The 12,076-nt window shown below is 69.3% G+C and carries 8 protein-coding genes, 1 pseudogene and 1 riboswitch; of the genes and pseudogenes, 4 read left to right on the forward strand and 5 right to left on the reverse strand.

The window, feature by feature from the left end:
• Positions 1 to 18 precede the first annotated feature (18 nt).
• Positions 19 to 1,287 (reverse strand): PQQ-binding-like beta-propeller repeat protein, encoded by a 1,269-nt coding sequence (locus ACFY12_RS12260; protein ID WP_390715726.1) that lies wholly within the window; start codon positions 1,285 to 1,287, stop codon positions 19 to 21.
• 960 nt (positions 1,288 to 2,247) lie between these two features.
• On the opposite strand from ACFY12_RS12260, the gene trmB reads away from it, so the two are divergent.
• The 3 genes and pseudogenes from trmB to ACFY12_RS12275 form a co-directional block, all read left to right on the forward strand.
• Positions 2,248 to 3,165, forward strand: coding sequence for a tRNA (guanosine(46)-N7)-methyltransferase TrmB (gene trmB, locus ACFY12_RS12265; protein WP_390715727.1), 918 nt, complete (start codon positions 2,248 to 2,250; stop codon positions 3,163 to 3,165).
• 273 nt (positions 3,166 to 3,438) lie between these two features.
• Positions 3,439 to 4,914 carry a PrsW family intramembrane metalloprotease gene (locus ACFY12_RS12270; protein WP_390715728.1) on the forward strand — a complete coding sequence of 492 codons (1,476 nt, stop codon included), beginning with the start codon at positions 3,439 to 3,441 and terminating at the stop codon, positions 4,912 to 4,914.
• A gap of 437 nt (positions 4,915 to 5,351) precedes the next feature.
• A pseudogene (locus ACFY12_RS12275) lies at positions 5,352 to 5,699 on the forward strand (UTRA domain-containing protein); the annotation flags it as partial.
• 100 nt (positions 5,700 to 5,799) lie between these two features.
• On the opposite strand, the gene ACFY12_RS12280 reads toward ACFY12_RS12275, so the two are convergent.
• Entirely contained in the window at positions 5,800 to 6,915 is a 1,116-nt protein-coding gene (locus ACFY12_RS12280) for an MrcB family domain-containing protein (RefSeq protein WP_390715729.1), read from the reverse strand.
• 221 nt (positions 6,916 to 7,136) lie between these two features.
• On the opposite strand from ACFY12_RS12280, the gene ACFY12_RS12285 reads away from it, so the two are divergent.
• Positions 7,137 to 7,439: a hypothetical protein gene (locus tag ACFY12_RS12285; RefSeq protein ID WP_390715730.1), complete on the forward strand. Its 303-nt coding sequence runs from the start codon at positions 7,137 to 7,139 to the stop codon at positions 7,437 to 7,439.
• Between the two features lie 56 nt (positions 7,440 to 7,495).
• Here ACFY12_RS12285 and ACFY12_RS12290 read toward each other — a convergent pair whose 3' ends face one another.
• The 3 genes from ACFY12_RS12290 to ACFY12_RS12300 form a co-directional block, all read right to left on the reverse strand.
• Complete coding sequence (locus ACFY12_RS12290; RefSeq protein ID WP_390715731.1) at positions 7,496 to 8,437, reverse strand: aldo/keto reductase; 942 nt, start codon at positions 8,435 to 8,437, stop codon at positions 7,496 to 7,498.
• Positions 8,438 to 8,570: 133 nt separating this feature from the next.
• Positions 8,571 to 9,872 carry a M23 family metallopeptidase gene (locus ACFY12_RS12295; protein ID WP_390715732.1) on the reverse strand — a complete coding sequence of 434 codons (1,302 nt, stop codon included), beginning with the start codon at positions 9,870 to 9,872 and terminating at the stop codon, positions 8,571 to 8,573.
• Positions 9,873 to 9,883: 11 nt separating this feature from the next.
• Positions 9,884 to 10,028, reverse strand: a riboswitch (cyclic di-AMP (ydaO/yuaA leader).
• A 441-nt stretch (positions 10,029 to 10,469) separates the two neighbouring features.
• Positions 10,470 to 11,624, reverse strand: coding sequence for a PP2C family protein-serine/threonine phosphatase (locus tag ACFY12_RS12300; protein ID WP_390715733.1), 1,155 nt, complete (start codon positions 11,622 to 11,624; stop codon positions 10,470 to 10,472).
• Positions 11,625 to 12,076: the final 452 nt, after the last annotated feature.

A 12,076-nucleotide genomic window follows, 5' to 3' on the forward strand; every position in this document is an offset into this window, starting at 1 on the left:
CGGCACCGGCCCGGCGGTTCACCTGCCCGGAGGAACCTTGAACGCCTGGACGCTCGGCCGGTTGTCACTGAGCCGCTCGCCCTGCACGAACAGCGTTTTGTCGATGCCGTTCCAGGCGAGTGACATGGAGTCAGGAGAGGGCAGCGAATGCTCCGGGTCGTAGACCGCGCCCATCACCTTCTCCTTGCCGTCACGCAGGCCGATCGAGACCAGCAGCGGATCGCGGGCGCTCGCGCCGCTGTCGGGTGACGTGGTGACCGCGATCACCCCCGCGTCGTCCACGCCCGCGGTCGCCGCCGAGCCGCGCTTCTTCCACAGCAGCTTTCCGGTCTTCAGGTCCATGGCCGCGAGCCCCTTGCCGGCGCCGTACTGCGCCACCAGCACCTGCTCGTCATCGTCGACATAGGTGCTGCGCGAATCGAAGGCCAGGTCCTTCAGCTCTCCTTCGAGCTTGAACGAGTGATCCGGCTGCCCTTCCTTCGTATACGTCTGGATGAAGCGGTCGGGATCGGCGGAGCTGCCGTCGAGCATGAGGAGCGTCAGGGGCCGGTCCGAGAGGATCTGCTCGATCGGCCGCTTCTCGCCGTCGATCTTCGAATGGATGCTGGGGTACTCCAGGTCCTGGAGCGACAGCTGCGCCTGCGGCTTCTCATCGGGGCAGTTGCTGACCCAGGCCAGATACTGCGGGCTCAGACCCACGGAGTTGGTGCACTGGCGCCCCCGCGAGGTCAGCTCCCAGACCTTGTCCGCGCCGGACACCGAGAAGCCGGCGTAGGTCCGCCCGATCGTGACCGCGACGACCTTCTTGTTCACCACGACCCGCGGCCGGTGTTCCGCGCCGCTCGTGTCCTGGAGGTTCTTCGACCACAGCGTGCGGCCGGTGTCGGTGTCGACGACGGAGACGTAGGAACAGTCGTCGCCGCCCGCGTCGAAGACGACCACGCCCACGCCTTCGTAGCTGGAGTCCTTGGACATCGCGCAGACCTCGCCCGCGCCCTTCGGCGTCTCCACCGTCCACGACTTCTTGCCGGTCTTGCGGTTGTACGCCCGCACGCCCTCGCCATCGCCGTAGATGACGTCGTCACTGTTGAACCACATCGAGCGCAGACCGTTCTCGTCCTGCCGTTCGCGCGCGGACGCGGACGAGGGCATCTCCCACAGCCGCGGCAAGGCGTTCGCCGGCCGGTCGGCGGCCGAGCCGGCGGAGTCGTTCCCCGTGAGGAGGAAGTACCCGCCGACACCGCCGGCGATCAGGACGACCATCACGATCGCCAGGATGAGCGGCACGGGAGCCCCGCTACGGGACGGGGCGGCGAGCTGCCCCGGTCCTCCCGGGAACGGTGCCCCCGGGAACGGCGCTGCCGCCGTGGGCCCACCGGGGAACGGCGGCTGCCCGGGCACAGGAGCCTGCCCGGGCATAGGAGCCTGCCCTGGCACGGGAACATGTCCGGGCACGGGAGCTTGCTGCTGGGCGTACGGCGAGGGCGGGGGCGGGGGCGGCTGCTGGCCTCCGTGCGGGACGGATCCATGCGGTACGGACCCATGCGGCGCGGAGGAGGGGTAGCCATAGCCCTGCTGAGGTGACCCCTGAGGCTGGCCCATGGGCGGCTGCGCCGCACCCGGGCCGGGCTGACCGGACTGACCGGACTGACCAGGCGAAATGGGCTGACCAGGCTGAGCGGCATAGGGGTTGGGGGCAGCAGGGGGCGGGGCGACGGGCTGTCCCGCGGGCGGATAACCGGCCGCGCCCATGGGCTGGCCCTGCGGCGGAACGGGCGACGGAGCAGCCTGCCCCGCGGCGGACGGAGCGGCCTGGCCCGGCACGGGCGGACCACTGGCCGACGCTCCCGGACTCCCCTGGCCGTCCGGCTTCGCCCCTTGCGGATTCTCGGCGCTTCCCTGGCCACCCTGCGACACGATGAACAGACCCCCTGGCTTACTTGCTTACTTGCTCGCTTGCTTACTTACTTGCTGGCTTGCTGGCTTGCTTGCTGGCTTGCTGGCTTGCTGGCTTGCTGGCTTGGTTATGCCACGTCGGCCCCGCATCGTATGCACGCCGCCACTCACCGAGCCAACGCCTCCGACCAGGGGTTTCACCCCGTCCGCCCCGCCATCACCTGGTACTTCCGATATCGCCACCGGCCTCACGCCCACCCTGCCCTCCACCCGTACAACCGCCCTCCCCCCCAGCCCCCCAGCCCTCCATCCCCGCAGGCCCGTCCTCCGCCCCCGTAGAATCGACACACTGTGTCCGAGAACCCCGCCACCCCTGAAGCCAACCGGTCGGAAGCCAACCCGTCGGAAGCCGGCGCTCCGGCAGCCGCTGCCGCCGCCGCACGGGCCACCGCCGCGCAGGAAGCCACTCCACAGGAAGCCACCCCGCAGGAAGCCCGCGGCCTCGGCTCCACGGCCGTCTCAGCCGCCACCCCCCGTCGCGGCGCGCCCATGTTCCCCGACGGCACCGGCCCCGCGGCCGACCCGGCGGGCTCGCACCACGAGCGACGGATCCGCTCCTTCCAGCCGCGCCGCAGCCGTGTCTCCCCCGGTCAGGCCGATGCACTGCGTCGCATGTGGCCCAAGTGGGGCCTGGACATCGATGGCCTGTCCCGAATCGACCTCGACACCTTCTTCGACGGCCTGCCGGTCGTCCTGGAGATCGGCTTCGGGATGGGCGAGGCCACGGCACAGATGGCCGCCGCCGACCCGTCGACCGGAATCCTCGCCTGTGACGTGCACACGCCGGGCCAGGGCAATCTGCTCCGCCTCGCAGAGCAGAACGGCCTGTCCAACATCCGCGTGGCGAACGGCGACGCGATCATCCTCCTCCGCGAGATGCTCGCCCCCGGCTCCCTCGCCGGCCTGCGCGTCTTCTTCCCCGACCCCTGGCCCAAGAAGCGCCACCACAAGCGCCGCCTGATCCAGCCGGAATTCGTCGCGCTGGCCTGCTCCCGGCTCGCGCCCGGCGCCCTGGTCCACTGTGCGACCGACTGGGAGCCGTACGCCGAGCAGATGCTGGAAGTCCTCTCCGCCGAGCCGACGCTGGAGAACCTCCACCCCGGCTACGCCCCCCGGCCGGACTTCCGCCCGCTGACCAGGTTCGAGGGCCAGGGCCTGGACAAGGGGCATATCGTCCACGACCTGCTCTTCCGCCGCCGCAGCGCGTAAGCCGATAGCCGGTAGCCGGTAGCCGGTAACGGCGCGGGTATCCACAGCCTCCTCCACCAACAAGGGCTCCGCACCTCCGGCACCCGCCTGCACGAAGACCTTCGTGGCCTTCGTGACCTCGTGACCTCGTGACCTTCGTGCAGGCGCGGCAGAGGCTTCCCTCAGGCACCCACTGGGCACCACCAGGCACCCCACTGGGCACCACTAGCCAGTAGGCGCCCCACCAGGAATGGCCCCTCCCTACGCCGCAAACCTCCTCGTTAGAGTCGACAGGTGTCCCCGTCCTCCCCCCATCCGCCCCCACCCCCCTGCGCACCACCTCCGCCCCCGTACGCACCCCCGGCACACACCCCCTGCACCGCGCACGCCCCCACCGCGCACCCGCACCCGCACCCGCACCGCACACCCCCGTGGCAGAGCAGAACCGTCCGCGCGACGGCCCTGATATCCCTCCTGGCGCTCTCCGGTGTCCTGATCATCGCGCTGGTCCGCCGCGAGACCGGCACCGAAGGCTTCCTCGTCGGCCTGGGCCTGGCCGTCTTCCCCGTACCGCTCCTCATCGCAGCGTTCTGCTGGCTCGACCGCCTGGAACCCGAGCCCTGGCGCAACCTCGCCTTCGCCTTCGCCTGGGGCGCCTGCGCCGCCACCCTGGTCGCCCTGCTGGCCAACGGCTTCGCCACCGACTGGCTGGCCGCCAATATCGCCCCCACCTCGCCCTCCGGGGCCGAGGTCTGGGGCGCCGCAGCCATCGCCCCGTTCGTCGAGGAAACGGTCAAGGCCGCCGCCGTCCTCTTCCTCTACCGCTTCCGCCGGCGCGACTTCGACGGCATCACGGACGGCATCGTCATCGCCGGCATCACCGCCACCGGCTTCGCCTTCACCGAGAACATCCTCTATCTCGGCAACGCCTTCGGCGAGGACCAGTCCCTGGGCCACTCGGGCCTGGACTCCCTCACCGCCGGTACCTTCTTCATCCGGATCATCGTCTCCCCCTTCGCCCACCCCCTCTTCACCATCCCCACCGGCCTCGCGTTCGGCATCGCCGCCACCCGCTACCCCCGCCGCCGCACCGCCCGCACAGCCGTGGCCGCCCTGGGTCTGGCAACCTCGGTCCTCCTCCACGCCGTCTGGAACGCCTCCGCCACCCTCAACACCCCCGGCTTCCTCCTCGTCTACGGCCTCTTCATGGTCCCGGTCCTGCTCACCCTGACCGCCCTCGCCACCTGGGCCCGCAACCAGGAGCTCCTCTCCCTCCGCCGCTACCTCGCCCCCTACATCACCGCCGGCTGGCTCGCCCCCACCGAACCCACCGCCCTCTCCTCCCTCAAGACCCGCACCCTGGCCCGCGACATCGCCCACCGCACCCAGGGCCCCGCCGCCGCCCGCGCCGTCACCGAATACACCGCCCTCGCCACCACCCTCTCCTTCCACCGCCGCCGCGCCCACCTCACCGGCCCCACCCCCGACTTCACCACCCGGGAACACCTCCTCCTCCAGCGCTTGCGGCACTATCAGCCGTGGGGACAGCGGGCGCTTACGGATGCGCTGGAGGCTGTGACCCGGCAGGGTGGCTGCCTGGCAGACCAGGAAGAGGGCGAACCCAGCGGCTCCGGCGAGACTCACTCAAAGAAGTCCGGTCGGGCAAGGCTGTGCAGGCGGGGTAGCCAGAGCCGTACCGAGGGGACCCCGTCCTGCTCTACGCAGCAGGCGGCGCACCGCCCGCCATCGGGTCGGTCATGGCGGCGTTGAAGTACTGGAACGCGGACAGCTCGTAGCCAGTGCGCCCGGAGCTCGTCATCAGCGCACCGTCTTGGGATGGGGGTGGCGGCGCATCTCGACATTGCGATCCGTCGCCTTCGACGTGTCTCCCACGGCGTAGGCTTCCGCGCGCTGTTGTGCCAGTGCGGCGCACACATCGCACCCGGCAACCGGCTTTGGCTCCGGGACCAGTTCCCCCCAGGCGAACGGGGCGGCACATGCGGGCCATCAGCTCACCACCTCCACGCCGTGAATCCAGCGCGGCCCCGCATCGATTCCGTGCACAGCCAGCCACAATGACCGTCGCCGCCCGCGCCGCAACCGTCGCTGGTGCAGTTCTTCGGGCGTGAGCACGTACGGGCGGACCAGGGCCGAGCCTCGCCACGCAACAGCCCCGGCTGCCCTACGGGCACGGGGCGTGGCGCGGGTGTCTTTGTTCGCGCCGCTTCATCCTCGAAGGCAAGCCGATACTGCTGGCCACGAGTTTCCTTCCCACTGACCTGGTGGCTGGCTCCCTGATTATCCAAGAGGACACCGGGCCTGGCGGCACCTACGCGCGCCTGGCTGAACTGGGCCACGAGCCCGTGCACTTCCCGGAAGAGATCCGCTGCCGGATGCCGTCTCGGGATGAGGAAAACCGACTCAGCCTCACCATGGGCACACCCGTGATCATCATCTTCCGCACCGCTTTCACGGATGGCGGCCGCCCTGTGGAAGTCAACGAGATGATCCTGGACTCGTCCGCATACGTGCTGGAATACGACATCGAGGCATAGCGGAACGCGCCAGCCGCGCAGGCGTTTGCAGATAGTTGTGGAAGCTTACGGGGAGTATGGCCGGCGGAAATCAGGCGCACAACCTCCCGAAGCGCATGGCTCAAGTCAGAGACTGTGAGACCACGTCAGCCATACCCCACGAGATCGCTGTGGAAGAGCCCGCCCATCCATCAGGTGTGCGCCAGATGGCCCCGATGCCATGTTCCTCAAGGTAGTTGGTGTAGACGCCAATATCCTCGGAGAATAGTCCCAGGAGGTGCGGCTTGGGCTCTCCCCTCAGCGCGTACCAGAAATAGCGATACTCCAGCAGCTGCCCTACGGCCTCGCGCACTGCCTGCGTGGGGTTGCCCTTCTTCACCGCTTTGGCTTCCACCAGCCATTCGTCGCCATTCGCCTGGAGCACCAGGTCCCGAGGATGCACACGATGTGTAATCGGCGTAAACCCCCGCCTCAGGATGTAGGGCCCAAAACGCCGAATGAGCCCCTCGTGTGCCCGCGTCCTGCGTTGCTCGGCCGCCGCAAGCTGCACGTAATAGTCATCGCTCGTTTTGGGCTGAAATCCCTCCAGGCCCTCGTAGGTGACATGTCCGCTGGTGCGGTACTCAACGATGGGTCCCTCAGGCTCGTTCATGACCTCAATGTGCGGCTCAACAGCGAGTGTCGCCTTGAGGATCGTGGCCATGTTGCCGAGGTCTGCACAGAGGTCTTCCTCAGCAGGAAGTTGATCGATCTCATAGCAGCGAGCGGCTACGCTACTGGCCTCGTACGCCCGTGCCCGCCACCCGGTGTGTTTGAACTCCGGCTGATCGGACCAGTCAGCGACGAGTTCGCGAGGAAGCTCAGCCAGCAAGGACTGTGCCCTTACGGTCAAGTGAGTGCGGAGCTTCTTGCCGGTCGTCTCCAGTTGGTTGCTGAACACCGTTACGCCCTGCTGAAGCGTCAGAGCGACTGACTTGAGATCCGCCGCGAAGATATAAGCGAGGTAGAGCCCGTCAGTTCCGCTCCCTCCCGTAGTCGATTCATAGATCTGAATCCATGGTGTTGCCGCGGCTCCGCCTTTTCCGCCGTGGCCTCTCGCCTTCATGCCGTAGGGCAGGGCCGTCGCGAGGCGGTCGCCCGCTGCCTTCAGCACTTCTTGGCCTGGGTTCCCGCTCGTAGTGGTGAGCGTGGTGTCGAACCTGTTGGCCACATCGAGGAGCAGATCACGTATACCCATGCACCAAAAGTTACGGGATTCGATCACTTGTGGCTGCTGTTGAAGACGATGAGACGAGCAGACGGCGGAATCGAGCCATGATCGCGGTCCTCCATGGTTCCGCCGGGCCACACGATCATTGCCCTGCTTGCTGCTTTCTCTGGCTCTCCGGGCCTCCCCGGTCCGCTGCAAGGCCCGGCGTAGGCTCAGGGAAGTTGGCTCTGACGTGGAAGGTTATGGCGATGGCGCGTGTTCCGGCGGCAGTAGTGGCGGCGAGTGGGCTTGTAGGTGGTTACGGCCTGGCCCGTTGGACGAAGAAGCGGCCCCTGGGTGGGGTGGCGCTGGCGGCGGCGGGGGCTGTGGCGGCCAAGGAGTGGCAGGAGAAGGCCGGGCCGACGGCTGCGGTGGCGTTGAGTGGCGCCTACGTGGCGGCGTTCGCGGGGTCACATGTGCTGGCCAAGAAGATTGGGGCCTGGCCTTCGGTGTTCGCAGTGGCGGGTGGGGTCGCGCTGGCGTCGTGGGCGGTGGTCGACCGTCGGGGTTGAGGCTGGCCGGTGCACGGGCGGGGCGGCGAGCGCCTGCCGCGTCCGTGCACCGTCATTCAGGCCGAGGCGTCGTTGAGGAGGGTGAGTTCGGGCTCGGTGAGGGTCAGGTCGGCGGCGGCCAGGAGGGGTGGGAGCTGGGAGACCGTGCGGGCGCTGGCGATGGGGGCGGCGACAGTCGGCTGGGCGGCGAGCCAGGCGAGGGCCACGGTGGCCGGCTCGGCTCCGTGGGCGGCGGCGACGGTATCGAGGGCCTCAAGGACGCGGAGGCCGCGATCGGTGGCCAGATACTGTGCGGCCTTCTCGGAGCGGGCGCTGTCGATGGCGGTGCCCGGGCGGTACTTGCCGGTGAGGAAGCCGGAGGCGAGAGCGTAGTAGGGGACCGCGGCGACGCCCTCGCGGGCGGCCACGGCAGCCAGTTCGCCCTCGTAGGTGTCACGGGAGACGAGGTTGTAATGGGGCTGCAGGGCGACGTAACGGGCCAGGCCCTCGCGAGTGGAGAAGGCCAGGGATTCCGCAAGGCGGGCCGCTGAGATGTTGGACGCGCCGATCTCGCGGACCTTGCCGGCCTTGACGAGGTCGTCGAGAGCGGTGAGGAACTCCCCGACCTCGAGCGACTCATCGTCGAAGTGGGTGTAGTAGAGGTCGATGTAGTCCGTACGGAGGCGAGCGAGGGACTGGTCGACCGCGGTCTTGATCGTGGCGGCGGTCAGGCCCTTGAGGTCGGGGTGTGCGCCGACCTTGGTGGCGATGACGACGTCGGAGCGATTACCGCGGGACGCCAGCCAGTTGCCGATGACGGTCTCGGACTCACCGCCCTTGTTGCCGGGGACCCAGGCGGAGTAGACGTCGGCGGTGTCGATGAAGTTGCCGCCGGCGGCCGTGTACGCGTCGAGCACGGCGAAGGACTCGGCTTCGTCGGCCGTCCAGCCGAAGACGTTGCCGCCGAGGGAGAGCGGGGAGACGGAGAGCGAACCAACAGTTTTGAGTTTCGCGGTCATGTGGCGTGAGAGCGCTGAGGGGAGGGAGTTTATTCCCCCCCCCGTTTGTTTTTGTTTCTCGTTGCCTCGTGTTCTCCGTTGCCCAGATGGTGACGTTGCCCGGATGGCGACGTTGATCAGATGGTGACGTTGATCAGATGGCTATTCCGTGCTCCCGAAGCCATGGCACCGGGTCTATCGGGTCCCCGGCACCGGGGCGTACCTCCAGGTGGAGGTGTGGGCCGGTGACGTTGCCCGTCGCGCCGACGCGGCCGATGACGTCGCCCGTAGTGACCTTGCCGGAGGTCTTCACCATCGAGGACAGATGGCAGAACCAGAGCTCGGTGCCGTCGTCGAGGGTGAGCACGATGCGGTAGCCGTACGCACCGGCCCAGCCGGCCTGGGTGATGGTGCCGGAGTGAACCGCCTTGACGGGCGTGCCGGTCGGCGCGGCGAAGTCCTGCCCGGTGTGGTCCGCGGCCCAGCGGTCGCCGGCCTGGCCGAAGCTGGCGGTCAGGGTGTACGAGGAGACGGGGGCGGTGAAGCTCTTCGCCAACTGGGCGAGGCGTTCGGCCTCCGCCTTACGGCGGGCCTCCTCCTCAGCCTCACGCTTGGCCTCCAGCTCCGCGGCTTTCTTGGCGGCCTCGGCCTTCTCGGCTGCCTTCTGGGCTTCGGCCGCTTCCTTCGCGGCCTGCTTGACGGCGGCGTTCTCGGCCGCTTCGCGAGCTTCCGCCTCGGCGGCGTCCTGCTGCGCGTCGGCCTGCTGGAGGATGCGGCTGCGCAGGGCCTCGCCGGCGCCGGTGCCGCTGCCTGCGCCGATGGCCTCGCTGAGTGGGCCTGAAGCCGAGGGGGAGTTGGCCTCGGAGCCGGAGCCGGAGCCGGAGTTGGCGCTGGAGTTGGCGCCGTCGTCGGCACCAGCGCCGGATATGAGGTCGCCCACGCCAGGGAGGGATTCGGCGTCCGGCAGGCTGTCGGCTATCTCGTGAGCCAGCCCGCCGATGTCGGGCATCGAGATCGGGACCGGCGGGCGGTCCTCCGCCGTGGCCATACCCCCCGCGCCGACCGCCGCGATGACGCCGACACCGAGGACCGTACCGCCGCGGGCGAGCCCGCCGGTGCGCTGCTTGACCACCCGGTGCTTGCCACGGACGGCGCGGACGGACTCCTCGGTGGGGTTCCACTCCTCCCACGGGCCGTCACCGTCACTGCCGCCGTCGCTGTCACCTTCACCGTCACGGTCGGCGTCATGGCCCGCTGCGATGTCCGCACCGCCGCGCGCGTAGCCGGGGCCGTCGAAGGCGCCTCGGGCATCGAGTTCATCCGGGGAGGCCGGAGCAGCGGGGGCTGCGGATGCAGATGCGGATGCAGATACAGAGGGGAAGGGGGCCGGGGATGCGGATACGGATGCAGGAGCGGATGCGAACGGAGCCTCGGGGGCAGGCCTGCTGGACGCCACGGGGGCGGACTCCTTTCCTTCCTTCTCGCCTACCGGGTTAGCTGACGGGTTCGGAGCAGGAAGGTCTCCTACGGGCACCCTCTGGCTGAGGCGTCCGATTCACCCCAAGGTGGTGGTTCCCCGGTTCCCTTGTGCAGTTCATGCCGTTCATGCGGTTCGGGCAGCTCGCGCGGTTCGTACCGTTCGGGCCGTTCGAGGTGTTGAAGGTGCGTGAAATGCGCGTACGAGATTCGGCGTCGGCGCGCGGTGCCGCCTCTTGCGGCGGCTGGGACGACCGCGCTGCGTTATCGGACAGTAATAGAAGCCGTGACCATTTTCCAAGCCTCCCCCGGGATCCTTGTCCACTCCCTATGAGATGCACCGTGGAACTTTCCCGCCATTCCCACTCAAATAGGGCGAATTGACCACAGAGCGCTAAACGATCTCTCGGCGATTGTGCGTCAGTTGTTATCCGATGCAGGTGCCCATTGTGATGCGGAGGGGCGCACGGACATCACCTAGAGTGACGACGTGCGCGACGTCGGATCACGGTCATCAACACGTCGTCGACACGCCGGTCGTCGACACGTCGTCAACACCGGGAGCTCACACGCCTCACTACGCCCCCATGGGCCGCTGCACCGCCAGCAGCGCCATATCGTCCGCCTGCTCGCCGCCCGTATGCCGTGCCACGTCCTCGATGAGGGTGTCCAGGAGGCTGCCCGGTCCGGCGAAGTGGCGGCCCCGCAGCCGCGCCGACGGGTCGTAGAAGCGGCCGTGGGAATCGCGGGCTTCGGTGACGCCGTCCGTGAAGAAGAGCAGCAGTGCACCGGCCGGGAGGAACGTCTCGTCCACCCGGTCCGGCCAGCTCGCCACCTCGCCCATCCCCAGCGGCAGCGCCGGCGCCGAGGGCGTCAGCTCGCGCAGCCCGCCGTCCGGGGTGAGCATCAGAGGCGCCGGATGGCCGCGATTGAGAATCCGCAGCACGGGCTCCCCGACGGCCGGGACCTCCGCCAGGACAGCCGTGGCGAACCCCTCGACCAGCTCGATCCCCGCGCGCCGCTCGGCCTCCCGCCGCAGCGCCCGCTCCAGCCGGCCCGCCACCGCCTCCAGCGTGGCCTCCTGCTCGGCCGCCTCCCGGAAGGCACCGATGACGACCACCGCGGCCTCCACCGCCTCCAGCCCCTTGCCGCGTACGTCGCCGACGAGCAGCCGTACGCCGTGCGGGGTGTCCTGCACGGCGTAGAGGTCGCCACCGATCCGCGCGTCCGCCCGCGCGCCCACGTAGCGGGCGGCGACCGCGAGCCGTCCGCCGAGCTGCTCCGGCGGCTCCGGCAGAACGGCCCGCTGGGCGGCCTCCGCGACGTCCCGTACGGACGCCAGATGGGCCTCGGTCTTCCGTAGCGCACGGTTGATGCCGAGCGCCAGCAGGGCCACGACGAACACCGTCGCAGCCTCCGCCACCGCCTCGTGGACGTTCGAGGCGGGGCTGCGGTAGGCGGCCACCCAGATCTCGCCTGCGACGGCGACCAGCGCGGTGAGGGCGGTAGCACCCAGCGAGAAGAGCGGCGCCGCGACCAGCGGGGCCGCGGCGAAGAAGGGGGAGCCGGTGTAGCTGAGCGGCGTCACCTCCTCGAAGGCGAGGCCGCCGATGAGCAGAACGACGGGCAGCCAGCGCACCAGGTGCTGCCCCCGCAGCCGCCTCCGGGCACGGCGGGCCCGTGGCTCCCACTCCCCGTCGTCGCCCGTAGAGGGGCTGTCGCCCTGCCGCATCCGTACCGGTCTCTTCCCGCTCCACCCGTCCGTACGGGCACCGTCGTGTCGGCCGCCTCGACGCCCGTCCCAAGGCTTTCCGCTGCGAGGGCGTCCGGCGAATCCTCGGCGTCCGGATGGGGCATGACGTCCGGATGGGGCATGGGGCACGGGGCATGGGTCGTACGCGGGGTCATGGCTCCTACGCGGGCGGGGGTCATGGCTCATGCGCGGGCGGACGGGACCGGACGGCAGTGGTGGCATGGGGCACGGCTCTACGTGCTGAAGGGCAAGGGCACGGCTGGGCGCGCGAAAGGGCACGGCTTCGTACAGGTCCGCGTCCCCGCCCCCGTCCGCATCCGTCCCCGCACCCGTCCGTATCCGCACCCGCACCCGGAAAATGCGATACGGCGGGCGCCCACAAGAACGCCCGCCGTACCGTTTTCACACCGTCAGGACGAGTCCCGACTCAC

The organism is Streptomyces sp. NPDC001339, from assembly GCF_042895955.1.
Lineage (GTDB): Bacteria > Actinomycetota > Actinomycetes > Streptomycetales > Streptomycetaceae > Streptomyces.